The 26,099-nt window shown below is 47.3% G+C and carries 23 protein-coding genes and 1 riboswitch; of the genes, 22 read left to right on the forward strand and 1 reads right to left on the reverse strand.

Translation table 11 applies throughout. The features are described 5' to 3' along the window. Window positions 1-95 precede the first annotated feature (95 nt). The 18 genes from dnaE to ACP4IT_RS10140 all read left to right on the forward strand — a co-directional run bounded on the left by dnaE (window position 96) and on the right by ACP4IT_RS10140 (window position 20,198). Window positions 96-3,461 (forward strand): DNA polymerase III subunit alpha, encoded by a 3,366-nt coding sequence (dnaE, locus tag ACP4IT_RS10055; protein ID WP_086231878.1) that lies wholly within the window; start codon window positions 96-98, stop codon window positions 3,459-3,461. Between the two features lie 92 nt (window positions 3,462-3,553). Next, on the forward strand, window positions 3,554-4,282 hold the full coding sequence (locus tag ACP4IT_RS10060) for a transaldolase (RefSeq protein ID WP_024855000.1): 729 nt from the start codon (window positions 3,554-3,556) through the stop codon (window positions 4,280-4,282). A 252-nt stretch (window positions 4,283-4,534) separates the two neighbouring features. After that, window positions 4,535-6,292: a pyruvate kinase gene (gene pyk / locus ACP4IT_RS10065; protein ID WP_011667539.1), complete on the forward strand. Its 1,758-nt coding sequence runs from the start codon at window positions 4,535-4,537 to the stop codon at window positions 6,290-6,292. A 163-nt stretch (window positions 6,293-6,455) separates the two neighbouring features. Continuing rightward, complete coding sequence (locus tag ACP4IT_RS10070) at window positions 6,456-7,337, forward strand: CvfB family protein (protein ID WP_021741022.1); 882 nt, start codon at window positions 6,456-6,458, stop codon at window positions 7,335-7,337. An 11-nt stretch (window positions 7,338-7,348) separates the two neighbouring features. Then, on the forward strand, window positions 7,349-8,245 hold the full coding sequence (gene xerD / locus ACP4IT_RS10075; protein WP_011667541.1) for a site-specific tyrosine recombinase XerD: 897 nt from the start codon (window positions 7,349-7,351) through the stop codon (window positions 8,243-8,245). A 38-nt stretch (window positions 8,246-8,283) separates the two neighbouring features. Further along, the gene (locus ACP4IT_RS10080) at window positions 8,284-8,679 is read left to right on the forward strand and encodes a hypothetical protein (RefSeq protein WP_011667542.1); all 396 of its coding nucleotides are present in this window, start codon (window positions 8,284-8,286) and stop codon (window positions 8,677-8,679) included. Further along, on the forward strand, window positions 8,633-9,421 hold the full coding sequence (locus ACP4IT_RS10085; RefSeq protein ID WP_035465296.1) for a segregation and condensation protein A: 789 nt from the start codon (window positions 8,633-8,635) through the stop codon (window positions 9,419-9,421). The genes ACP4IT_RS10080 and ACP4IT_RS10085 overlap by 47 nt, the downstream gene beginning before the upstream one ends. Then, window positions 9,399-10,001 carry an SMC-Scp complex subunit ScpB gene (gene scpB, locus ACP4IT_RS10090; protein ID WP_426855618.1) on the forward strand — a complete coding sequence of 201 codons (603 nt, stop codon included), beginning with the start codon at window positions 9,399-9,401 and terminating at the stop codon, window positions 9,999-10,001. Before ACP4IT_RS10085 ends, scpB begins: the two co-directional genes overlap by 23 nt. Then, complete coding sequence (locus ACP4IT_RS10095) at window positions 10,001-10,723, forward strand: pseudouridine synthase (protein WP_011667545.1); 723 nt, start codon at window positions 10,001-10,003, stop codon at window positions 10,721-10,723. Before scpB ends, ACP4IT_RS10095 begins: the two co-directional genes overlap by 1 nt. A 58-nt stretch (window positions 10,724-10,781) precedes the next feature. Further along, window positions 10,782-10,899, forward strand: a riboswitch (FMN riboswitch). Window positions 10,900-11,015: 116 nt separating this feature from the next. Beyond that, window positions 11,016-11,597: an ECF transporter S component gene (locus tag ACP4IT_RS10100; RefSeq protein WP_024855001.1), complete on the forward strand. Its 582-nt coding sequence runs from the start codon at window positions 11,016-11,018 to the stop codon at window positions 11,595-11,597. 89 nt (window positions 11,598-11,686) lie between these two features. Next, complete coding sequence (locus ACP4IT_RS10105; protein ID WP_011667547.1) at window positions 11,687-12,721, forward strand: helix-turn-helix domain-containing protein; 1,035 nt, start codon at window positions 11,687-11,689, stop codon at window positions 12,719-12,721. Between the two features lie 4 nt (window positions 12,722-12,725). After that, a complete protein-coding gene (locus ACP4IT_RS10110; protein WP_024855002.1) occupies window positions 12,726-14,147 on the forward strand; it encodes a RecQ family ATP-dependent DNA helicase in 1,422 nt (473 codons plus the stop codon). Between the two features lie 71 nt (window positions 14,148-14,218). After that, complete coding sequence (locus tag ACP4IT_RS10115) at window positions 14,219-14,833, forward strand: LysM peptidoglycan-binding domain-containing protein (RefSeq protein ID WP_011667549.1); 615 nt, start codon at window positions 14,219-14,221, stop codon at window positions 14,831-14,833. A gap of 27 nt (window positions 14,834-14,860) precedes the next feature. Next, complete coding sequence (cmk, locus tag ACP4IT_RS10120; RefSeq protein ID WP_011667550.1) at window positions 14,861-15,541, forward strand: (d)CMP kinase; 681 nt, start codon at window positions 14,861-14,863, stop codon at window positions 15,539-15,541. Between the two features lie 79 nt (window positions 15,542-15,620). Then, window positions 15,621-16,925 (forward strand): 30S ribosomal protein S1, encoded by a 1,305-nt coding sequence (rpsA, locus tag ACP4IT_RS10125; RefSeq protein ID WP_041815346.1) that lies wholly within the window; start codon window positions 15,621-15,623, stop codon window positions 16,923-16,925. 89 nt (window positions 16,926-17,014) lie between these two features. After that, window positions 17,015-18,322, forward strand: coding sequence for a ribosome biogenesis GTPase Der (gene der, locus ACP4IT_RS10130; protein ID WP_011667552.1), 1,308 nt, complete (start codon window positions 17,015-17,017; stop codon window positions 18,320-18,322). A 235-nt stretch (window positions 18,323-18,557) separates the two neighbouring features. Next, on the forward strand, window positions 18,558-18,833 hold the full coding sequence (locus ACP4IT_RS10135; protein ID WP_011667553.1) for an HU family DNA-binding protein: 276 nt from the start codon (window positions 18,558-18,560) through the stop codon (window positions 18,831-18,833). 105 nt (window positions 18,834-18,938) lie between these two features. Beyond that, entirely contained in the window at window positions 18,939-20,198 is a 1,260-nt protein-coding gene (locus tag ACP4IT_RS10140) for a tetratricopeptide repeat protein (protein WP_426855620.1), read from the forward strand. Window positions 20,199-20,315: 117 nt separating this feature from the next. Here the strand turns inward: ACP4IT_RS10140 and ACP4IT_RS10145 are convergent, their stop codons facing one another. Then, window positions 20,316-21,212: a YitT family protein gene (locus tag ACP4IT_RS10145; RefSeq protein WP_042254316.1), complete on the reverse strand. Its 897-nt coding sequence runs from the start codon at window positions 21,210-21,212 to the stop codon at window positions 20,316-20,318. A 175-nt stretch (window positions 21,213-21,387) separates the two neighbouring features. On the opposite strand from ACP4IT_RS10145, the gene ACP4IT_RS10150 reads away from it, so the two are divergent. The 4 genes from ACP4IT_RS10150 to ACP4IT_RS10165 are packed head-to-tail and all read left to right on the forward strand — an operon-like array spanning window position 21,388 to window position 25,972. Next, window positions 21,388-22,581, forward strand: a complete 1,194-nt coding sequence (locus ACP4IT_RS10150) for a CCA tRNA nucleotidyltransferase (RefSeq protein WP_024855004.1) — start codon at window positions 21,388-21,390, stop codon at window positions 22,579-22,581. Between the two features lie 28 nt (window positions 22,582-22,609). Beyond that, window positions 22,610-24,502 (forward strand): ABC-F family ATP-binding cassette domain-containing protein, encoded by a 1,893-nt coding sequence (locus ACP4IT_RS10155; RefSeq protein ID WP_011667557.1) that lies wholly within the window; start codon window positions 22,610-22,612, stop codon window positions 24,500-24,502. An 11-nt stretch (window positions 24,503-24,513) separates the two neighbouring features. Further along, window positions 24,514-25,464: a thymidylate synthase gene (locus ACP4IT_RS10160; protein ID WP_015473768.1), complete on the forward strand. Its 951-nt coding sequence runs from the start codon at window positions 24,514-24,516 to the stop codon at window positions 25,462-25,464. Window positions 25,465-25,480: 16 nt separating this feature from the next. After that, complete coding sequence (locus tag ACP4IT_RS10165; protein ID WP_024855005.1) at window positions 25,481-25,972, forward strand: dihydrofolate reductase; 492 nt, start codon at window positions 25,481-25,483, stop codon at window positions 25,970-25,972. Window positions 25,973-26,099: the final 127 nt, after the last annotated feature.

Below are 26,099 nucleotides of genomic sequence, written 5' to 3' on the forward strand. Positions count from 1 at the left end.
CAAGTGCCAACGAACATTTGTTCATCTAGCGTGTTTACTGGGCCTTTTCTGGTATAATGGGACTAACGATTTTGAAGACGAAAGGAGCTGCAGGCATGTTTGTACCGTTACAGGTGTTCAGCACCTATAGTTTATTACAGAGCACCAACCGGATTGATGATCTCGTCCAAACGGCTAAGAAGCGGGGGTACACTGCACTGGCATTGGCGGATAAGAATGTGATGTACGGTGCCGTAGCTTTTTATAATGCGTGTCGACAAGCCGACATTAAGCCACTTTTAGGACTAACGCTAACGGCACAGGGGCTGAACGATGCCACGCAGGCCTACGATTGGGTCTTTTTAGCGCAAAATTTTACGGGCTACCAACAACTCATGCAATTATCGACGGCGTATCAGGTTGGCGGTGGGCCAGTTGACTTGACCCAGTTGACCAAAAACCTTAGTCAGCTGACTATGATTGCCCCATTAGATAGTGAAATCCATACGTTGGTAGCCAATGACCAACTAGCGCCGGCCCAGCAGATTCTCCATCAGCTAAATGACTGGTCGGTGGGCCAACTGGCCATCGGCGTGTCACCGGATTTGACTGCTGTGAGTCGTGACCACTTACAAAGCCTCAGTCAGGCAACGACAACGCCGTTAGTGGCGTTATCACCGGTCGCGTATTTGAATCGAGACGATCATTTTGCGGTCACGGTGTTACGAGCGATCGATGCCGGTGAAACGATCAGTGATCCGACGACTGAACAGCAAGTTCAAGGGACTCATTGGTTACGGCCGGCCGCCGAGGAAACCCAGCGGTTTGCTAACGTGGGATTGACGGCTGCTGTGACGATGACGGCGTCAATTGCTGCTGCTAGCACGGTGACGTTACAATTTCAGCAACCGCAGTTGCCACAATTTCCGACCCCCAATCAGGAGAACTCCCGCGATTATTTGCGTGAGCGCTGCGTGGCGGGTCTAAAGCGTCGACTAACAGCTAACCACATTACCGATGCGATGCCTTATCAGCAACGCTTGGATCATGAACTTGGGGTTATTCACCGGATGGGCTTCGATGATTATTTCCTAATTATTTGGGATGTGATGAACTTTGCCCATCAAGCAAATATTCAAACCGGGCCCGGTCGAGGATCAGCTGCAGGGTCATTGGTGGCCTATGTTCTAGCCATTACTGAAGTGGACCCGCTGGCTTATGATCTGTTGTTTGAACGGTTTTTAAATGAAGAGCGGGCCCAAATGCCCGATATTGATCTGGATATTCCAGATAATCGGCGGGAACAGGTTTTGCAATACGTTCATGATAAATATGGTCATGAACGGGTGGCTCAGATTATTACCTTTGGGACACTAGCGGCTAAAGCCGCATTGCGGGATGTCGGCCGGGTTTTGGGGATGGCGCCTTACGAGCTTAGCGACTGGAGTGCGGCCATTCCAGCCGAGCTACACATCACTTTGCAGCGGGCCTATGATCAGTCACAACGGTTACGTAATTTAGTTGCTGATAGCTCGCGTAATCAATTGTTGTTTGCGACGGCACAGAAGTTAGAGGGATTGCCGCGGCACTATTCAACCCATGCGGCTGGTATTGTTTTAAGTCAGGGACCACTGCGTGATTTGGTGCCGTTACAGCCCGGAAGCGAAGAACTACTGATGACGCAATACCCCAAAGACACCGTTGAAGCAGTTGGTCTGCTAAAAATGGACTTCTTAGGGTTACGTAATTTGAGCATTCTTGCCAACGCCCTGGCATTGGTGAAAAAACAAACTGGAAAAATCGTGGACCTTAATCAGATTGATTTAAATGATCCAGCAACACTAAAGCTGTTTGCAACCGGTGAGACAAACGGGGTTTTTCAGTTTGAATCTTCTGGGATTAAACGGGTCTTACGCCAACTCCAGCCGGATAGCTTTGAGCTGGTGGCCGCGGTTAATGCGCTCTACCGACCGGGACCTATGGAAAATATCGATACGTTTATTCGCCGGAAAAACGGGCAGGAACCGGTCACTTATCCGGCTGATGCTTTAGCGCCAATCTTAGGCCCAACGTATGGTGTCTTGGTTTACCAAGAACAAGTCATGCAAGTTGCTTCTGTGATGGGCGGCTTCACGCTGGGCCAAGCCGACTTATTGCGGCGGGCAATGAGTAAAAAGAAAAAACAAACGATGGACGCCATGCAAAAACAATTCGTGGCGGGTGCCCAACAACGGGGCTATGAGCTAGCGGTGGCACAACGGGTCTTTGCCTATATTGACCGGTTTGCAAACTATGGTTTTAATCGCTCACACGCGGTTGCCTATAGTAAGTTAGCCTTTCAGTTAGCTTACTTGAAGGCCCATTACCCAGCCGCCTTTTACGCGTCCTTGATGAACTCTGTCATTAATGTTGGTGCTAAGACGAAGGTCTATCTGACCGAAGCTAAACGACATGGCGTAACGGTCTTACCGCCGGATATTAACCGCTCAACAGCTTATTTTAACCTGTATCACTCGGCAATTATCTTTGGTTTAAGTAGCATCAAGGGGGTTCGCCGTGATTTCTTGCGTGAAGTCTTAGCTGAGCGGCATGAGCACGGGCCATTTAAGGATCTGCATCAGTTCCTCGAACGGATCGCATCGAAATACCGGAAGGCCGATCTACTTAATGCTTTGGTGTATGCGGGGGCATTTGACCATTTTGGTCATAATCGAGCGGAATTAATTGCGGCGTTGCCGGAATTCATCAGCAGTGTTGAGTTGTCAGGAGACAATGTGGAACTAATTGCGGCGCTGGCTCCGAAAATCAAATCACAGCCTGATTTAGATTTGATGACAAAGCTGAGTCAAGAAGAAGCGGTTTTGGGGGCCTATTTGTCGGGGCATCCGGTTGAGCAATACCAACAACTGGGTCGACAGTTGCAGGCCCAAGCCGTGAGTGAATTGACGGCCAATACTCGCGTGACGGTTTTGCTTTATGTGATTAAGATTCGGCAGATTCGAACGAAACGGGGAGAACCAATGGTGTTTGTAACTGGCAGCGATGAGACTGCCGATGTGAGTGTCACGATTTTTCCTAACCAGTTTCGGCAGATAAGCGAGTGGTTAGCAACGGATCAAGTGATTGTGGTGCGCGGTAAGGTTGAGCAGCAGCGGGGATTACAAATTGTGGCCGATCAAGTCAGTCTGGCTGATCAGATTCCCGTTAAGCCGGTTGCCGACCAGCACACAACGCCAACGTTACCGGCTGGTGCGCGGTGGTTCATTCGAGTCGACCAGCAGCATACTGATCGGGCAATTGCCCAGCAACTGGCACAATTTCTAACGGCGCATCGAGGACCAGTACCAGTTATCGTATATCAACCGCAGACCGATGAGAAGCGAATTTTGCCGAAAACCCAGTGGTTGCAGGCGGATGCACAACTGAAGGTGACTTTAGAAGCCTTGATGGGAACAGGAAATGCTATTTTTAAAAATGGATAGACCAATTTAGATAAAAATACCTCTGGACTATTGTTCAAGGCTTTAGTATGATTGTACCAATCACAAGAAGTCTTATCTGGAGGTATTTTTTAATGCAATTAAACGTGAAAGTCTACTCGGATGGCGCAGAATTATCTGCCATGAAAGCCATCGCCGAACAGGAGAATATTCAGGGCTTTACTACTAACCCCAGCTTGATGAAGGCAGCGGGAATCACAGACTATCTGGCCTTTGCTCGTGAGGCCGTAGCGACTTTTCCAGACCGATCAATTAGTTTTGAAGTCTTTGGCAATACACCAGAGAGAATGTTAGCGGAGGCCAAGGTGTTAGCCGGATTGGGCGAACATGTCGCCGTCAAAGTGCCCATTATTCGTGCAACTGGTGAAGACAATACGGCAGTGATTCATGAACTGTCAATGGCTGGCGTCCAAGTAAATGTGACGGCGATCACCACTTTAGCCCAAGTGAAATTAGCAGTTGCTGCCTTAGAGGAGACGACGGGTGGCATTGTGTCCGTCTTTGCTGGTCGGATCGCCGATACAGGTGTTGATCCGTTACCATTGATGCGGCAGGCGGCAGCGATTTGTCATACAAAGGCCCAAGTTGAACTTTTGTGGGCTAGCACCCGGGAAGTCTTCAACATTGTTCAGGCCGATCAAACTGGCTGTGACATTATTACGGTGCCACCCAAGATTTTGGCAAAATTGCAGAAATTTGGCACTGATGCTGAAACAGTTTCACTAGATACAGTGAAAACATTCGATCAGGATATTGCTGCCTTGGGATTCAGTATTCCAGTTCCGGCGGCTGAAAAACAATAAAAAACTAACAACTATAACCTGCTAATTATTGAATCAGCAGGTTTTTGCGTAAATCTGGGAAGAAGTCTTGACGGAAAACGCTTACTTTGAGAAAATTCAAACAAACGCTAAAAAATTAACAAACAAAGGCGACATCGAAATTCAAAAGTGATAGAATGATTTTGGAATCAAATTTGTGCCGGACTTTTGTGTTGCGGTTTTTAGCCAAATGACAGACTGGTCCGTGCCAATTTTAAAGGAGAGATTTTTCTTATGAAGAAAACCAAGATCGTAAGTACCCTTGGTCCTGCAAGTACTGACGTTGATACGATTGTTAAGTTAATCGAATCTGGCGCCAACATCTTCCGGTTCAACTTTTCACATGGTGACCACGAAGAACACTTAGGCCGGTTGGAAAATGTCCACAAGGCTGAAAAGATTACCGGTAAGACCGTTGGTATCATGTTAGATACGAAGGGTGCCGAAATTCGGACCACGGTTGAAAAGGGCGGCAAGCTCCAATTCAAGACGGGTGACCAATTCCGGATCTCTATGGACGATTCACTCGAAGGGACCAAGGAAAAGATCGCTGTGACTTACCCTGGTTTGTACGATGATGTCCACGAAGGCGGCCACGTCTTATTTGATGATGGTTTGTTGGACACGGTCGTTGATAAGAAAGACGATGCAACTAAGGAATTAATCGTAACGGCTCAAAACGATGGTGTCTTAGGTTCTCGTAAGGGTGTTAACGCACCTGGTGTTTCCATTAACTTACCTGGGATCACTGAAAAGGATTCTGACGATATTCGTTTTGGTTTGGACCACGAAATTAACTTCATTGCTGCTTCATTCGTTCGGAAGCCACAAGATGTCATGGACATCCGTGAACTCCTCGAAGAAAAGCACATGGAACACGTTCAAATCTTCCCTAAGATTGAATCTCAAGAAGGTATCAACAACTTTGATGATATCATCAAGGTTTCCGATGGTTTAATGGTTGCTCGTGGTGACATGGGTGTTGAAATTCCAACGGAAAACGTACCTTTGGTTCAAAAAGCTTTGATCAAGAAGTGTAACATTTTGGGCAAGCCAGTTATCACGGCTACGCAAATGTTAGACTCAATGCAAGAAAACCCACGTCCGACACGTGCCGAAGCTTCTGACGTTGCTAACGCCGTCTTTGATGGTACTGACGCAACAATGCTTTCTGGTGAAAGTGCTAACGGTGAATACCCAGTAGAATCCGTTGCAACGATGAACCGGATCGATATCAAGGCTGAAAATGCTTTGAAGGACTTTGGTCGTGATAACTTAGACTTCGACAACGGTGACGTTACGGAATCTATTGGTGCTTCTGTTGCGCGAGTTGCTAACGAATTGGGCGTTAAGACCATCGTTGCTGCTACGGAAACAGGCTACACGGCAAAGATGATCTCCAAGTACCGGCCAAATGCTGATATCTTGGCAGTTACCTTTGACGACCGGACTCGTCGCGGCTTGATGGTTAACTGGGGTGTCTACCCAATCGTTACCGAAAAGCCATCAAACACGGATGAAATGTTTGATTTAGCTGCTGCTAAGGCCGTTGAAACGGGCTTAGCTAAGGAAGGCGACTTGATCTTAATCACCGCTGGTGTACCAGTTGGCGAACGCGGCACGACTAACTTGATGAAGATCCAATTGATCGGTTCAAAGTTGGTACAAGGCCAAGGCGTTGGTGACGACACGGTGATTGGTAAGGCCATCATTGCGAACACGGCTGCTGAAGCAAATGCTAAAGTTGTTGAAGGTGGTATCTTAATTGCTAAGAACACCGACAAGGACTACTTGCCAGCTATTGAAAAGTCAAGTGCTGTCATCGTTGAAAACGGTGGATTGACTTCTCATGCTGCAGTTGTTGGAATTTCCATGGGAATTCCAGTTATCGTTGGTGCCGTTGGCGCTAGTGATAAGATTTCTGATGGTGAATTGATTACAGTTGACTCACGTCGCGGTATCGTTTACCACGGTGCTTCTAACGCACTTTAATGAGAGATAAACCTGTTATGGAAACGGCCCCTCTGTCGGGGGACCGTTTTTTTGTACGCAAAATTCAGGAAAAGGGTCGCTAGTTGAGGGGATTCCGTGTAAAATAAAGAATAGACACTTTTGAACGGTAAACCAGTCAGACTGGTAGAATTGAGGAGAAATTATGGCAGATTTATTAGGCCGCATCATCGCGGGGAAGGTTACTGACGAAAATGAAACAGCGTATTTCGTGCAGGTTGCAGGAACCACTTTTTATTTAGATAAGGCGGAGATCAAGAAGCCGCTAAAACTCGGCTCGAATTTCAAAGGCTTTGCTTATGAAAATGAAGATCATGATCTTCAAATTACCCGGGACGCGCCTCAGGTGCAAGTTGATCATTATGGCATGGGAACGGTTGTACGGAATCAGCGGACATTGGGGGTCTTTGTGGATATCGGATTACCCAACAAGGATATTGTCGTTTCCTTGGATGACCTACCAGCTATGATGGAACTATGGCCACAACAAGGGGATCAACTAATGATTGCTTTGCGTGAAGATAACAAGCACCGGTTGTGGGGCGTTCTGGCAGATGGGGATATCTATCAAGCCATTGCCCAGCCTGCTAACAAACGAATGCAAAATGCCAACGTTATCGCGCGGGCTTATCAGCTTAAATTAGTAGGAACGCGGGTTATGACGGACCATTATGAATTGGGATTTATTCACCCAAATGAACGGGAAACGGAACCCCGTTTAGGTGAAGAATTACATGCGCGGGTCATTGGGGTGCATGATGACGGGACGTTGAATTTATCGCTTCGTCCCCGGACTTTTGAAGCGATTGATGATGATGCGTCGATGTTACTAGCCGCTTTAGAGCACAGTGATGACGGTCATCTAGACTTTAGTGATAAGAGCGACCCGGCTGCGATTAAGGCTTACTTTGGCATTAGTAAAGGCCAGTTTAAGCGGGCAATTGGGCATTTGCTAAAAGCACGAAAGATTACGCAACATGATGGTCAATTGTGGCTAGTGACTGATCCGGATACACCGCAGGATTAAGGAGTGATTGAATGGCTGAATTGGCAACCCAAGTGGCAGATTTTGGCCATTACTTGACAGTTGAACAGGGCTTAGCCGCCAATTCGGTAACGAGTTACACGCAAGAATTGCGTAATCTGGGCACTTATTTAGCGCAACAGCACCTGACTAGTTTTAAGGATGCTGATCGGTTGACGATAATGGCTTATTTAAGTAACTTGACGGCAACGGGGAAATCGCGTAATTCAGTGATTCATGCCGTGTCCGCTTTACGAAAGTTTTACCGTTATCTGGTACAAACCCATCAGATGACTACTAATCCGATGGCCAATGTGGCTGCACCTAAACATGCTGAGCATTTACCGGCCGTTTTGACGGTGGCAGAAGTAGATCGATTACTAGCCGCGCCGGATACAACGACTAAGTACGGATTGCGTGACCGGGCTATTCTTGAGGTGATGTACGCCACGGGCCTCCGGGTCAGCGAACTTGTTCATTTGAAACTGGCTGATCTTCATTTGGAAATGGGTCTTATTCAGACTTTGGGTAAGGGGGATAAAGAACGCATCATCCCCATTGGTGACGTGGCGACAGACTGGATTAACCGGTATTTACAAACCAGCCGGCCGGTGCTGTTGAAGCAACGAACGAGTCCCTATTTATTTTTAAATGCGCACGGCGGCGGCCTGAGTCGTCAGGCCATTTGGCAAAAAATTAAGCAATACGTTGCGGTCGCGCAGATTAATAAGGACGTGACGCCGCATACGTTACGACATTCATTTGCGACCCATATCCTGGAAAATGGTGCCGATTTGCGGGTTGTGCAAGAGTTGCTGGGGCATGCGGATATTACGACAACTCAAATCTATACGCATATTTCTAAGAAACGATTGGTAAAGGTCTACGATCAATACCACCCGCGAGCTTAGTGTGATAAAGTAAGAGGTCGTTGGAATGGAGGAGGACCATGTTATTAAAATATCGGAGTGATTATCAAAAGATTGCGATGGGCCTACTCAGCCTGTTGCCCACGTTTAAAGATTGGGATCGGCTTCAGCGCGAACTTAGTTGGTACCAAGGTGGCGATGACCGGACGCTTTATTTGTGGAAAGATGAAAACGATGATTTTGCCGGGGCTTTAGGAACAGAGGTTCATGATCAATTTCTGATTGTGCGCTTGGTTACGCTGATGCCAGACAAACCGGTTACAGCTAGTACCTGGCAAATGTTGGATCAATTGACGACTGCTGTGCCGAACAAACGATTAATGGGAACCCTAACAACAGCGAAGATTATTGCAAAGTGGGAGTATCATCATGGACAAAACCACAGTGAACGGACAACCGCTGATTCAGGTCAGTGATTTTGAAGGTCCGTTGGATTTACTATTACACCTCATTAAAACCAATGAAATGGATATCTATGATATTCGAATTAGTACGATTACGAGCCAATACTTGACGTATTTACATCAAATGCAGCTCGTCCGGTTAGATGTTGCCGGGGAATACTTTGTCATGGCGGCAAATCTGATGGCGATTAAAGCCAAACTCTTATTACCCAAGCCACAGTCAGTGGTCCCCGTCGATGAGGATGAACCTGCTGATCCCCGTGAAGAGTTGGTCAATCAACTCTTAGAATATCAGCGATATAAACAGGCTGCCCAAGCATTGAAACAACGGGCGCTAGAACGCCAGCAGCACTTTACCCGTCCGGCCATGGCGGTTCCGGAGTCGGTCGAATTGACAGTGGCACCAGGGATCAAACCAGTTGATTTACAGACCGCTTTGGTTCGGCTGATGCAGCGAGCAACGTTAGCCAAGCCGGTGACGCAAAGTGTGCACCAAGAACACTTTACGATCAAACGGCAAATGACGACGATTTTACAACGGCTAAAGGGAACGACGGCACCGGTAGCGTTTGAACAATTGCTGGTGACCCATCCCGTGATGGAAGAAGTGGTGACCACGTTTCTAGCGGTGTTAGAGCTGGCGCGCCAACGGCAGGTTCAGCTCCAACAGGCGGGACGCTTGGCGCCTCTGCAAGTTAACTTTTTACAAATGGAAGGTAGGTTTAGCACGGATGTCACCTCTAGCACAGATTGAAAGTTTGCTGTTTGTCAGCGGTGACGAAGGAATTTCGGTTGCGGATTTGTCGGCAGCAACCGGCCTCATGCGTCCCGCAGTGTTAGCGACCTTGGAACGGTTGGCTCAAAAATATGCGGCTGATGAAGCCTCTGCCTTGGAGTTAATGGTCAACGATACCACATATCGGTTAGTGACCAAGGAAGCTGCGAGTGATCTGGTTAAACGCTATTTTGAGAATCCCTTAAGTACAAGTTTGTCGCCAGCTTCGTTAGAAGTCTTGGTGATCATCGCTTATCGACAACCCATCACGCGAATTGAAATTGATGAAATTCGGGGAGTTCAGAGTGCCTCAACGGTTCAGAAATTGGTGTTGCGCCGGTTAGTTGAAGATGCGGGGCGTTTAGATGAACCCGGTCGCCCCAAGTTATATCAAACCAGTGATTACTTTCTCGATTACTTTGGACTTGAACAATTGGCAGAGTTGCCGCCGTTACCCGCAGCGGCCCAACCAAGTGAGACAACAGCTGATGAGGCGACCGGTGATTTATTCCTGCAGGCCTTTAATCAGCAACTCAATCAATCAGGAGATGAAGCTTAATGGAACGATTACAAAAAGTCTTGGCTCACGCGGGCGTTGCTTCGCGGCGTCAATCAGAAAAGTTAATTATGAGTGGCCGAGTTAAAGTTAATGGTGCGGCAGTGACCGAGCTGGGGACTAAGGTGGGCGTGCATGACCAAATTTTAGTGGATGGTGTACCAATCTCTAGTGAAGCACCAATTTATATCATGTTATATAAGCCGCGTGGTGTCGTGTCTACAGCGAATGATGACAAAGGGCGTAAGACAGTCGTAGATTTGGTGGAAAATGTGAGCCAGCGGGTTTACCCAGTCGGTCGACTAGATTATGATACGTCGGGGTTGTTATTATTAACTAATGATGGTGAGTTGGCCAATCGATTGACCCATCCCCGTTATGAAGTTGAGAAGACGTATATTGCCCGCGTGACGGGCGTGCCCACGAATGATGCGATGAAACAATTACGGCAAGGCATCACCGTTGATGGGGAAACTTACGCACCGGCCAAGTCGAAGGTCTTAAGCGCTGCTGATGATCGTAAAACGGCGATTATTTCATTGACGATCCACGAGGGAAAAAATCATCAAGTTAAGAAAATGCTGGCAGCGGTGGGCTGCCCAGTTGAAAAATTAAAACGAGAACAATATGGCTTCTTGACGTTAAAGGGATTGAATGCTGGGGAAGCACGTCAGCTGAAACCAGAAGAAGTCAAAGAACTTCGGCGGTTGACCCATTTGGCTTAGAACCAAATGGTTGACAGGTCAAGGATCTCTTAGTATATTAAGTGTGTAATTAAATCTGGTTCATCTTCAGGGCAGGGTGGAATTCCCGACCGGCGGTAAAGTCCGCGACCCGCGTGAGCGGTTGATTCGGTGTAACTCCGAAACCGACAGTAAAGTCTGGTATGCAGAAGATGAGACGTTGCTTTTTGCGTGAGCATATTGGTGCGCGTAAAACCCAAGGTCTTGCCCTTCTGTGGTGAGACCTTTTTTAGTGGGGATCGCCACGAGATGGCCGCAAGGAGGAACACGTATTATGGAAAACAGTCGTCATGGCTTAGCCGTTCGTTCAATGGTGGAGATGGCCTTATTTTCAGGGGTGGCCTTCGTCCTCATGTTCATTTCCGTCCCCATTATCCCACTAGTTCCCTACATGAAATTAGATTTAAGTGATCTGGTGGTTCTGTTAGGCATGAGCTTGTTTGGACCCGGGGGAGCTATTTTAATTGCGGCAGTTAAGGAATTATTGTATTTGGTCGCCACGGGATTAGATATTGTGAACTTTATCGGTGTGTTAACGGCATTTATTGCTGATTTGGCCCTGGTCTTGCCCATTGGAGCCTTGCTAAAGCGGCCCATGCCGTCTTTAAAACGTCAGGTCTTAGCGGTGATCACGGGAACTTTGAGTTTGACCATCATCTTGTCACTGGCTAATTGGTGGGTCATCACGCCATTGTATTTAAAGGTCTGGCATATGTCCCTCGGCTTGCCGGTTAATCAACTAATCTTGTTGGGGGTTATTCCGTTTAACTTGATTAAGGGCATCGTGCTGGGGAGTTTATTTATTATTTTAAGCCGACGAATGGCACCGTGGATTGCGAAGCATTCGGTGCGGTGAAGCGTCCGTCACTGAAAAGTGGGTTACCGATAGTGGTGACCCATTTTTTGTATGGTAAACTGGAAACTAATCAGTCAGGAGGTCAACACGTGGAACCAGTCGATTTATTACCTTTATTAAGTGAAAGTCAACCGCGGCGGTTACGGGTTGTCGAGAACCTATTGCGGGGACGGCGAACGGTTTCGACGTTGTACTGGGGGCAGCGATACCACCTCTTATCCTTACTGAATCTGAATAAGACCTTGGCACGTGGCGGGCTCGATGACACTGCGGCCGTTTTGGTGGCTCACGGTTGGGCGCAAATTGATGCCGAAAAAGAAACGGTCCAGCTAACTGCTGCCGGAGCAGCTCAGCGTGACGCCAAAGTCTACTATCAACCGGTAACGGCCGAGCAGTGGCCCTACTTGGATCACCAAGCGTTACGAGCGCGGTTGTTTTTAGCAATTCAGGTTGTCTCACAGTATGCGCATAGTCAGGCACAATACTATCCGTTACAAGTGGACTTAGCCGCCCGTCAAGCCGTGCGGCGGTGGTTTCACACGATGAAGGCCCCCACCTTGGCTGCAACCATTTCCGCCGCTTTAACTGCGAGTTTGACGAAAATTCCAACTATGGCAGCAGATGTGTTAACTGCTCAGTTTACCGGGTTTAATCAGCCCGGTGTAACGAGTGAACAGCAGGCTCAGTTAACGGGTAAAACGACCTGGGAGTTATATCTGATGCAGCTGGATGGTCTTACGCAAGTGGCGCTGGACGCGCGCCAACCCACCCACCCGTTACATTCGTTAGTGGCAGCTTTGTGGCAACCACCAGTGGCCCGTAGTGCCCAGGTGACTTTAGCAGCCGTTCAAGCGGGGCAAACGCTGACACAAATTGCGGCGACCCGGCATGTCAAGTTAAGCACGGTGCGAGAACATTTGTTAGAAGCGGCGATAATGCTATCATTGACGGATTTTCCGTACGCACAATTATTACCGGCAACCACTCGTCAGGATTTTCAGACGGTCGTTTCGGGGCCGATTGATGAGTGGCAATATGGCGACTTACCGGAGACTGTACAGAATCAATACGATTTTTTCGATTTTAGATTATTTGCCATTTGGTGTGGTAAACAGGAGGCATAAGGATGTGCGGGAAACATTAGTAGAGAGTCTACAAGCAGTTTTTGGTTTTGATCAGTTTCGCCAAGGCCAATTGGCGGCACTAACGGCCCTTGAAACAGGGCATGATACGTTAGCCGTTTTGCCGACCGGTGCGGGTAAAACACTGATTTACCAGCTCTATGGATACCGCCATCCAGGATGTGTGTTGGTGGTGTCACCCTTATTATCATTGATGAATGATCAGGTTGATCGGATGCGGATGAGCGGGTTTAAAAGGGTGGCGGCGATTACTTCACAGACCAGCTTCACGGAACGACAACAGATTTTACGACAACTCGATCAGATTCAGTTCTTATTTTTATCACCAGAGATGTTGGCTCAGCCGACGATGCTTGCCCGAGTGCAGCAGTTAACGCTTAGCTTGCTAGTGATTGATGAGGCCCATTGTATTGTGCAGTGGGGGCCGGATTTTCGGCCGGAGTACCTGCTATTAGGAGCCATTCGGGATCGACTAGGACAACCGTTGACACTAGCCTTAACCGCAACCGCTGGGCAGCAAACGCGACAAGAAATTGCCAAGCAGCTGCGGTGTACGCCACAGGTGGTGACGGAATCGGTCGATCGGCCCAATATATTCTTGGATGTGGAATACGTGGCCGACGAAGCTGAAAAGCAAGAACGACTGCAACAGTTGGTAACCACGTTAAAGCGTCCTGGAGTGGTGTATTTTTCCAGTAAACAACAGGCTAGTGACACTGCCCTATGGCTGCAACAAACGGCAAACGTTCAAGCGGCGGCGTACCATGCGGGTCTGGCGGCTGAGGACCGATTTAAGATTCAACAACAGTTCATGGCGGGGCAACTAGACGTGATCTGTGCGACGAGCGCGTTTGGGATGGGAATTGATAAAAACGATGTCCGGTACGTGATTCATTACCACTTGCCCGCGGACCTCGAAAGTTATGCCCAAGAAATCGGGCGCGCGGGCCGGGATGGTCAGCAAAGTGTGGCAATTTTGCTGTATGCCGGTGGGGATGAGCGTCTGCCTTTGGCGCTGGGTGAAACTAACCGGCCAGATGCCGAATTAATTCAGCGATATTATCAACACCCCACCAACTTTGCAACTGATGAACCGGTCATTCAGCTCCTACAGTTTTATTATCAACACGGCATTAGTGAGGCCGCCGTGGTGCGGTTGTTTCAACGACGGCAGCGCGAACGCACCCGCGCTTTGGCACAGATGTTAGCTTATGTCCGTGAGGAGACCTGTTTACGGCACCAATGGTTGCAGGCATTTGACGAAGTCGCGCCGGCGCACGGGGCCAACTGCTGTTCACCAGCGACTTCATCATTAGATGCTGCGGCTTTGCACTTAACTAGGACTACCACGGAAGTGCCTACCGTGACGACGGTTAGTTGGCAGGAACGGTTACACCGGCTATTTTAAGAAGATTTTAGAGAATTTGTGGGGGCAGTATGGTACAATAACGGGTGAAAGTTTTTCAGGGAGGTTAGATGATGAGTCAAAAGCAGGACGATCCAACGTCAAAGGAACAAGAGTCCCATCCGTGGGATTCGTCATTTGCCGACGATCGCGATGATCAGGGTAACCTGTCACGAACTAAAATGCGGCGGCAAAATCATAGCAACACGATGGTTACCGTCATTTTAATTGCAATCATCGTTGTGATTGCAGCGGCTTCACTGGTTTACGGGTTAGCACGGCAAAGTGCCGTGAATCGGCCTCAAAATACAGAAAAGGTGGCGGCTAGTTCTTCCAGCTCATCCAGTCATTCAGCTAAAGCATCCAGTAGTCACAAAAAGAAGACAGCTAAGAAGACGTCTTCGACTGCGTCTAGCAGCCATCAATCAGCAACGTCCACAACAACTGCTAGTTCGGCAACTACGACTAGCAGTTCTTCGACTGCGACCAGCACGACGAGTTCTAGTCATGTCGCCAGCAGTTCTAGCTCGTCAGCAGCGACAGGGTCTAAATACGCAACGGTAGAGTCCGGACAGGGTGTCTATCGGGTAGCGACTAACGCTGGGATCTCGGTGCAAAAATTATTAGAGCTAAATGGGCTGTCTTCTGGCGCCTCGTTACACCCCGGACAAAAGTTGCGGGTTCGATAGAATTTAAATATAGGGAGTTTGGTTTTCATGGAGAAGCAGGGATTACAAGTAGCCATTGATGGACCAGCATCTGCCGGTAAAAGTACGGTTGCTAAGATAGTTGCCCAACGTTTTCACTACATATATTGTGATACGGGTGCGATGTACCGCGCGATTACTTGGAAGGTCTTGCAGGCAGGCGTTGCCTTGACTGATGAAACGGCAGTTAAGGCATTGCTGGACCAAATAACGATTCGGTTTGAACCAGGCACCCCCGTCCAAAAGGTGTTTGTTGATGATACGGAAGTGACGTTAGCCATTCGTCAACCTGACGTGACCAATTCGGTGTCGGCTGTTTCAGCGTTACCAGCGGTCCGGTCAGAATTAACGGAACGGCAACGACAAATTGCCGAAGCCGGGGGGATCGTGATGGATGGTCGTGATATCGGTTCAACGGTGTTGCCCCATGCTGAAGTTAAGATTTTCTTGGTGGCTAGCGTTGACGAACGGGCGCAACGTCGTTTGAAGGATAATGCGGCTAAGGGAATTACAACGCCATTGGCCACATTGAAGCATGAAATTGAGGAACGTGATCGTAAGGATTCCACGCGAAAAGTGTCACCATTGACGCAAGCAGCCGATGCCATTCGGTTAGATACAACGTCAATGAGCATTGAACAAGTGGCCGATAAGATTGCTGAAATCATAAAAGAAAAAGAATCCCACTAGAAATGGGCATTTTACTAGCTTTTACTGGCATAATCAGCTAAAATAGTATGTAGAGTTGTCGCAAGGAGGAAAAATTCGCATGAGTGAAAATGGCACGAGTCAAAACAATGAAAATAACGATCTATTAGATGCTTTAAACAGCATCGACACCGTTAAAGTTGGTGACGTTGTTAAGGGTGAAATCTTAGCAATCGATGATGACCAACAAGCAATCGTTGGGATTGCTGATACTGGGGTTGAAGGGGTTGTTCCCAAGAAGGAATTATCCACTAAACCAGTTGATGATATTAAATCTGTAATTAAAGTCGGGGATGTCTTAGACCTCGTCGTAATTTCTCGGATCGGTTCCGATAAGGAAGGCGGCAGTTACTTGCTGTCACAACGTCGTTTGGAAGCCCGTAAGGTTTGGGACGACATCCAAAAGGAATTCGAAGCTGGTAACACGTTAACAGCACCCGTTACCCAGGTGGTTAAGGGTGGTTTAGTCGTTGATGCTGGTGTACGGGGCTTTGTTCCTGCATCCATGGTTTCTGATCACTTCGTTGAAGATTTGGCACAATTCAAGGGCCAAACTTTGGAATTCAAGATCGTTGAAATCGAACCAAGTGAAAACCGCTTGATCTTGTCCCACCGTGCGATTGTTGAAAAGCAACGCGCTGCTCAAAAGGAAGAAATCATGGCGAAGTTAACCGCTGGCGACGTTGTCGACGGTAAAGTTGCTCGTTTGACGAACTTCGGGGCCTTTGTTGACCTTGGCGGCGTTGATGGGTTGGTCCACGTTTCCGAAATCGCCTTTGAACGGGTTGAAAAGCCTAGCGATGTTTTGAAGGTCGGCCAAGATGTTAAGGTTAAGGTCTTATCAGTTGATGCTGATCGCGATCGGATTTCCCTTTCCATCAAGCAAACCTTACCAGAACCATGGGATGGGATTGAAGACAAGGCACCTCAAGGTAGCACGTTAGACGGAACTGTTAAGCGTTTGACGAGCTTCGGGGCCTTTGTTGAAGTCTTCCCTGGTGTTGAAGGCTTGGTTCACATTTCCCAAATTTCTCACCAACACATCGCAACGCCTGCTGACGTTTTGAAGGTTGGTCAAGAAATCAAGGTTAAGGTCTTGGATGTTCGTCCAGAAGACCACCGTTTGGCATTGTCCATCAAGGCTTTGGAAGAAAAGCCACAATCTGGTGACGATGACAACGAAAACCGTAACATTAACCGTAGCCGGAGCAACAACAATGGCGGTAACAACAACCGTCGTCGTAGCAACCGGAACAATGCTGAAACTTCAACGGCTAACGCCCCAGAAGAAAGCACTGGTTTCTCTTTAGGTGACCTGATTGGGGACAGCCTGAAGAAGGACATGGAAGATAACGAAAACAACTAATACGTTTGGTTGAAGGGGTCTGGAACGGAACTTTTGTTGGTTTCGTTGCGGACCCTTTTCGTGTCAAACGGAAAAAGGAGGGATTAACTATGGCTTATCCAGTAGTTGCCATTGTTGGCCGACCCAACGTTGGAAAATCAACGCTGTTTAACCGAATTGCCGGTGAACGAATCTCAATTGTGGAAGATACGCCAGGGGTTACACGTGATCGAATTTATTCACGTGCGGAATGGTTAGGAACCGAATTCCGGATGATTGATACCGGTGGGATTGATATGGGTGATGAACCCTTTTTGACCCAAATCACACAGCAGGCGGAAATCGCAATTGATGAGGCCGACGTGATTGTCTTTATCGTTAGTGCACCGGAAGGAATTACCGATGCGGACGAAAAGGTTGCTAAAATCTTGTATCGGGCTGATAAACCCGTTATTTTGGCTGTCAATAAGGCGGATAATCCAGAGGTTCGTGAATCAATTTACGATTTCTACTCACTTGGCTTTGGCGATCCATACCCCGTTTCTGGGGTTCATGGCTTAGGCCTGGGGGATTTGCTTGATGCAGTGGTTAAAGAATTTCCTGAAAAGGATGGCGCGCCTAAGGATGATTCCATTCGATTTAGTTTAATCGGCCGGCCCAACGTTGGGAAATCATCGTTGGTCAATGCGATGTTAGGCGAGGAACGGGTGATTGTCTCGAATATTGCGGGGACCACCCGTGATGCCATTGACACTAAGTTTGTGGCTGATGACACGAAATTTACGATGGTTGATACGGCCGGAATTCGTAAGCGTGGTAAGGTTTATGAGAATACGGAACGTTACAGCGTTATGCGGGCCATGCGGGCCATCGATGATTCGGACGTGGTATTGGTGGTTCTGAACGCCGAAGAAGGCATTCGGGAACAAGATAAGCGTGTGGCGGGGTATGCCCATGAGGCTGGTCGCGGTATTATTATCTTGGTCAACAAGTGGGATACCTTGAAGAAGGATAACCACACCTTAACCGACTTCCAAAACTTGATTCGCATCGAGTTCCAATATCTCAGTTATGCACCGATTATCTTCGTTTCAGCGAAGACGGGGCAACGATTGGAACAGTTACCGGAGATGATTAAGCGGGTGGCTGACAACCATAACAAACGGGTTCAGTCAGCAACCCTTAATGATGTGGTGATGGATGCTATCGCCTTGAACCCCACGCCATCGGATAATGGAAAACGGCTGCGGGTTTATTACGCAACCCAGGTTGCAATCGCACCACCGACCTTTGTTGTTTTCGTGAACGATCCGAAGATGATGCATTTCTCTTATGAACGGTTCCTAGAGAATCAGATTCGAGAACATTTTGATTTTGAAGGGACACCGATCCATTTAATCGAGCGGGCTCGTAAGTAGATTAAGACTGATGATAGCAGTATTTTAGCGTGATTTTAACGTTTTTTTAGGAAAATGGGGTCTTCTCACCACTTTATTGCTAAAAAATCGCGTTATCCCTTGTCATATAAGGATTCCTGTGCTATCTTTGATAAAGAAATGATGCGGTTGACCGTATTTGTTTCATCATTTTTGGACCACTCAAAAATGACATAGATGTCATTCATCTAATCTTCTTTCAGGAGGTGAATTCACAATGGCAAACAAAGCACAATTGGTTAGCGATGTTGCAACTGCAACTGGCTTAACTAAAAAGGACGCAACGGCTGCAGTTGATGCAGTCTTCGATTCTGTCCAAGCAACGTTAGCAAAAGGCGAAAAGGTTCAATTGATCGGCTTTGGTAACTTTGAAGTTCGTGAACGTGCAGCTCGTAAGGGCCGTAACCCACAAACTGGACAAGAAATCCAAATTCCTGCAAGCAAAGTACCTGCATTCAAGCCAGGTAAAGCCTTAAAGGATGCTGTTAAGTAATTGGTATCAATTATTTAGCGGGTAGAAAAGGCCAGTACGGTGAATGCCGGGCTGGCTTTTTGCTACCCGTGAAAAGTGACACAGATAAGCAACTGGAGGCGGGTTATGAGTTACGCACAAACAGCACTTGATCAATTAGAAAAGGGCCAGTTAGACGCATTTAAGAAGCAGTATGCGTTAGCTCTGCGCCATGATGATGACGATACGCTCTTTAGCCTAGCAGAAGAATTGTATTCACTGGGATTTTTGAATCAGTCACGCCGAATTTATGAAAAATTACTCAAGAAGTATCCAGATGAAGATGAATTACGCACAAATCTAGCAGATATTGCGATTGATGAAGACAAAAATGATGAAGCACTGGACTATTTAAATCAAGTTCAGCCTGATTCGTCGGCTTATATTGAATCATTGATGGTTGCCGCCGATCTGTATCAGACCCAAGAACTCTTTGAGGTCAGCGAACAAAAGTTGTTAACCGCTCGCCAGTTAGCACCTGAGGAGCCCGTGATTACGTTTGCCCTCGCCGAATTGTATTTTACAATGCGTGAATTTCGTAAGGCAATTCCCCTCTATCTGGAACTAATCACGGCCGGGACGACTGATATGTCACGGGTCAACCTTGTTGAACGATTAGGGGTTGCTTACGCCAACGCTGGGCGGTTTGAACAAGCCATTGGTTACCTGAAGCAAATTCATTCGGGGGACATGACGCCGGATGTTAAGTTTGAAACGGCGTTCACTTACTTGCAGCTAAAAGAGCGCACTGAGGCCATTCGGTTGTTTAACGAATTGAAGGATAGTGACGAGCACTACACGTCTCTGTATCCTTATTTGGGACAAGCGCTGGAAGAGGAGAACCGTTTACCGGAAGCCTTAACAGCCTTGCAGGAAGGTCTAGGCGTTGACCAATATAACGAGAAGCTGTGGTTACAGGCCGCCCATGTGGCGACGCGACTGGACGACGAGGCCTTAGCTGAGCAGTACCTAAAGCGCGGACATGAGCTAGACAGTGACGATCTGAGTGCGGTCATTCAGTTAAGTAACCTGTACGTTAAGCAGGAGCGCTGGGCTGAAACGCAAGAATTGGCGACGCCTTATGTTCAAAACGATGATGCTGACCCGCAACTATACTGGAACCTAGCGGTGGCGGCAGAACATGAAGAAGACTATGCAACTGCCCGAAAGTATTATGATGCGGCAACGCCATTCTTTATGGATCAGGCCGATTTCTTACGGTCAGCTATTTACTTTTATCGTGAAGAGGGCGCCCGTGAAGAAGTGGTTCGGCTGTTACAAGCTTACTTGAAGCAAGTACCAGATGACAGCGAAATGGCGTTAATGTTAGAGGGGTATACTGATTAATGGGGAAAGGCACGCTTCAATTTTGAAGGGTGTTTTTTTATTAATCAAATAACACAAAAATTACTTTAACTTATAACACTCAAAAAAAGCGACCGCCAAACCCGCGGTCGCAAAAAACTAGTGTCTAAACCGATTTAACCAACCCTTATCCGGCAGTCCAAATGAGAAACCTTCACCTAATGCTTCATTCACATTGATAACTGAGATGAATGCCCGTGAATCATTACGCTGAATAATCTGCCGCAACCGATACAACTCGCTGGGAGCCACTACTACGTAAATCATCTTGCGTTCTTGATGGGAGAAACCACCTTCACCATTGACGAGACTAACGCCACGTTCCAATTCCGTCATAATTTCATCCGTAATTTGTTGATAATTCTCGGAAACAACGATCACACCACGCGCGGCATAAGCGCCTTCTTGAGTGAAATTCACAATTCTTGCGAAGACGTAAGAATAGATTAAGGTGTAAGCCATATGTTGAATATCAATGTAAACCAGCGAGATTAATAAAACGACAACGTCTAAGTAAAGGAGGGTCCGTCCCATGGGCACTCCCCGAAACCGTTCAAAAATTCGGGCGATAATGTCAGTACCACCAGTAGTGCCACCATAGCGGTATAGCAGACCGGAACCAAAACCACCAATAATACCAGCGCCTAGGGCGGATAGTAGTAAGTCACCATGCAAAGCAATGGTCAATGGGACCCGCTGCCATACCCACAGACACAAAGACAGCATACCCGTTCCATAGATGGTATAGATTAATGATTGGCGGCCCAAAAATCGCCAGCCAATAATAATTAAGGGAACATTAATCAGAATGGTTGAATAGGCCGGATCGATATGGAAAAGGGCCCGAAAAATCAGTGTAATTCCTGAGATACCACCGTCTGCTAAATGATTGGCAATATTGAAAAAGACTAGTCCAAAGGCAAACATGGCACACCCAATTCCAATCATAAGTAAGTCAATAAAGCGAATCGATTCATCTGGCTGCTGTGTCACCATTATCACTCCCATCTGAAAAAATAACTTGATAAACTCAATCATAGCACAGTCCTCTAGAAAACTGGCGATTATCTATGGCGGAATTGCAGGAGTTTGAATTCAATTCTAGCGGGTAATCTGTTAGACTGACATAGTGAGACAATAACAGAAAGTAACTGGCAGAAGGGTGACAATTATGCAGCTAGAACACTTACCAGAAGAATTTGAAATGGCCCGGCCAGTCCTCCAAACGATCGAACAGGCCGGTTATGAGGCTTACTTTGTCGGTGGCAGTGTCCGGGATACCATTTTGGGTAAAGAGATTCATGATGTGGATATTGCGACAAGTGCCTATCCAGATGAGATTAAACACCTCTTCAAGCGAACGGTGGATACGGGGATTGAGCATGGTACCGTCATGATCCTCGATCATGGAACGGGATATGAAACAACAACATTTCGGTCTGAATCAACCTATACCGATTTTCGCCGGCCGGACCAAGTAACCTTTGTGCGCTCACTGGCTGAGGATTTAAAACGGCGGGACTTTACCATCAACGCCTTGGCAATGAAGGAAGATGGTACCGTCATTGATCTATTTGACGGTCTAGCTGATTTAAGGCATCGGCAGATCCGCGCCGTGGGTGATCCACAAGAACGGTTCCATGAGGATGCGCTACGGATGATGCGGGCGGTTCGATTTGCTAGTCAATTGAACTTTACAATTGTGCCAGAAACCCTGGCGGCCATGACCAGTCATGCTGAGTTACTGCGTAAAATTGCCGTTGAGCGAACGCAAGTCGAGCTACTCAAACTATTAACGGGACAGGCGCCCCAACAAGGACTCACGGATCTGTTGACGACCGGACTGTGGCAGTACTGTCCTGACTTTGCCGACCACAAGGCTGACTTAGAGCGGCTAACAGCGCAACTACATCAAGGTGCTAGCACCGACTTGACCGCGTGGACATTGTTAACCACCAGTTTTGGCTTAGAAACTAACGCTATTACCACATTTCTAAAACACTGGAAAACGGCTAATCAGACGATTTCCGCCGTACAGATGACGACTAAGACGGCACAACACTTACTGCAAGGGCCCTTGTCTACTTGGCAGGTCTACCAATGTGGTGAGGCTCAACTAATGATCGCTAATGAAACGGCAGTCGTACTAGGTGCTACGAATCGATCACGTGAACTGGTAGCGCAATGGCAAAATTTACCAATTCAAACGAAGAAAGCTTTGGCTGTCACTGGACGAGATCTCATGCAAGCTGGTGTGCAACCCGGTCCACAGTTAGGGGCTATTTTGGGCGACTTGGAGTATCAAGTTGTCACGGGTAAACTGCCCAATGAGAAATCGGCATTAGTGGCTGCTGTCACCGATTGAATTTGAAAAATAAGAGAGTGAAGATATTATGCAAACGTTACGAGCAGAAAATTTACATCGGACTTACGGTGAAAAAACACTGTTTGATAATCTGAATTTTATTATCAATGAGCATGACCGAATTGGCCTGATTGGGGTCAACGGTAGTGGTAAAACGTCGCTGTTGAATACTTTAGCGGGCATCAGTAACGAACAGACGGGGGAATTAGCAACGCCCAAAGACTACACCATTGGATATTTGACTCAAAAGCCAGATCTGGATGAAAACTTAACCGTGATGGATGCGGTTTTCTCTGGTGATCAGAAGGTATTTGTCACGATCCGTCGGTATGAAGCCGCACTGGCAGCTTATGGTGCGCATCCTGATGACGAACAGGCCCAAAAGCGGTATTTAGATGCGGAAGCACAAATGAACGAAGAGGATGCTTGGACAGCCGAAAGTGATGTTAAAACGATCCTGACACAGTTAAAAATTACGGATCTATCCCAAGAAATTAAAACCATGTCTGGGGGACAAGTCAAACGGGTCGGACTGGCCCAAGTGTTAATTCAGTCACCTGACTTACTTCTCTTAGATGAACCGACCAACCACTTGGACTTCGATTCAATTGCTTGGTTACAACAGTATTTGACGAGTTATAAAGGGGCCCTCCTAGTGGTAACCCATGATCGGTACTTCTTGGATCAAGTGGCTAACCAAATCTGGGAATTAGATTTCGGTAAACTTTATCAATACCCCGGTAACTATCAGGCTTACGTTCAAGAAAAAGCTGAACGGGTAAATTTGGAAGCTGAAGCCGAACAAAAGCAGCAACGGCTCTATCAACAAGAATTGGCTTGGATGAAGGCCGGGGCTAAAGCACGCTCCACTAAACAACAAGCTCGAATCAACCGGTTCAACGATATTGCCAGCAACGTCGGTACCCGACAAGTCGAGCATCACGTGGCGATTTCCTTAGGTCAACAACGGCTGGGGAAAAAGGTTATCGAATTAAAGGATGCTAACCTCAGCTTGGGTGGTCATACCATTCTCAATGACTTTAGTGATTTGATTCAGGCCGGCGAACGGATTGGGATCAGTGGTGAAAATGGGGCCGGTAAATCCAGTTTGTTGAACGTCATTGCCCAACGACTGCCACTGGATTCAGGGATTGTAACGGTTGGTGAAACGGTCAAAATGGCCTACTATACTCAGCAAATTGAACCGATTCCAGAAAATAAGCGTATGATTAACTATCTATCGGAAGTTGGTCAGACGGTTACGGATAAGCAAGGGAATTCGGTGAGTGTGACTGAGTTGTTGGAACAGTTCCTCTTCCCACGGTTTATGCATGGTACATTGATTCGTAAACTGTCCGGTGGTGAAAAACGGCGCTTGTATCTGTTAAAGCTATTGATGGAACAACCTAATGTGTTACTCCTGGACGAACCAACTAACGATTTGGATATTAGTACGCTGACCGTATTGGAAGACTATATTTCCCAATTTTCTGGTACCGTCATTACGGTCTCTCATGACCGGTATTTCTTGGATAAAGTTGCCGATCGTCTGTTAATCTTTACGGGAAATGGTCAGATTGAACGTTACTCGGGCCAATTTAGTAGTTACTTGGCAGCACAACAGGCACAGACGAGGCAGGCAACTAAGGCGAAGTCAAAACCAGCAGCGCCAAAGGAATCGGCACCTGCTAAGCCCAAACAAAAGGTGAAGCTGACGTATGCTGAACAAAAGGAATGGGAGGGGATCGAGAGTGTCATTGACGATCTTGAATCGCAAAAATCAGCGGTTCAAGAGGCCATGAATGCCAATGGTGCCAATTATGATAAACTAGCCGACCTACAGGCCCAACTCGATGACTTAGACCACCAGTTGGATGACAAGATGGCGCGTTGGGAATATCTCAGTGAGTACGCAGAATAGGGGGAAAAACGGTGTTAGAAGAGGCATATTTAGATTTAGCTAAGACTGTCTTGACGACGGGTCACGAAAAAACGGACCGTACGGGAACCGGAACGATTAGCTTATTTGGCTACCAAATGCGGTTTAATTTGCAAGAGGGCTTCCCGCTATTGACTACTAAAAAGGTGCCCTTTGGTCTCATTAAATCTGAACTCTTGTGGTTCCTTCGTGGGGATACTAATATTCGGTTTTTATTGCAACATCACAACCATATTTGGGACGAGTGGGCTTTTCAACGCTACGTTGATAGTCCCGAATATCATGGACCAGATATGACCGACTTTGGTCGCCGTTCCTTGGTGGATGCAGACTTTAATCAGCAATATCAAGCAGAAAAAAAGGCATTTTGTGATCGAATCGTAACGGATCAAGCTTTTGGTGACCACTTTGGTGATTTGGGTCTAGTTTATGGTAGTCAGTGGCGGGCTTGGCAAGGTCATCAAGGTGAAACCATTGATCAATTGGCCAATGTGATTGAGACGTTGCGGACGCACCCAGACTCTCGGCGGATGATCGTTTCAGCGTGGAATCCGGCTGATGTGCCATCAATGGCTTTGCCACCTTGCCACACGCTCTTTCAATTTTACGTCAATGATGGCAAATTAAGCTGTCAGCTTTACCAGAGAAGTGCCGATATCTTTCTGGGTGTGCCCTTCAACATTGCCAGCTACGCGTTGTTGACATCGTTGATTGCTAAGGAAGTGGGCTTAGAGGTGGGCGATTTCGTCCATACGCTGGGTGACGCACACATTTACAGTAATCACGTTGAGCAAATCAAAACCCAGCTAGCGCGGACACCACATGCTGCGCCACAGTTGTGGTTAAATCCTGATAAGTCGAGTATCTTCGATTATGAGATGAGTGACATTAAGGTGACGGGATATGACCCTGAACCAGCGATTAAGGCCCCTGTGGCCGTTTAGAGAGGGGCTGAGACGGATGCTAATCTTTTTATGGGCAGAGAGCCAGGGACGAGTTATCGGGCTGCAGGGCGGCTTACCATGGCATTTACCGGCCGACATGCATTACTTCAAAACGGTGACGACGGGTCATACAATTGTGGCCGGAAGCAAAACCTTTGCTTCATTTCCACGACCGCTACCTAACCGTAAAAATATCGTGGTTTCTCATCAACCAGCAACGGCTTTCCCAGAAAATGTCAGCGTGCTGCATTCATTGCCAGCGGTGCGGGCCTACGCAGCAGCTCGCCCACAAGAAAAAATATTTGTGGTCGGTGGGGCGCAATTATTTGCCGGCCTGCTGGATGACGTTGATTTCCTGTATCGAACCCGGATTGATGCTGGATTTGACGGCGATACATGGATGCCAGTGATCGATTACAGTCAATTTACGCTAATTGACCAACAACCAGGGATTCGTAATGAAAAAAATCCGTATGATTTTGTTTTTGAACAATATCAGCGGCATTAAAAACGGGCTCTTTGTCAACGGGTGTTGATGGAGGGTTTATGTGGAACTTCGTTCACTTGCGAACGGGGTTCCTTTTCTTTAATCTGATTTTAAATTCAATTTGAATACGAAAAACAAAGTTTTTCCA

Source organism: Levilactobacillus sp. LN180102 (genome assembly GCF_050106635.1).
GTDB classification, from domain to species: Bacteria; Bacillota; Bacilli; order Lactobacillales; family Lactobacillaceae; genus Levilactobacillus; species Levilactobacillus brevis.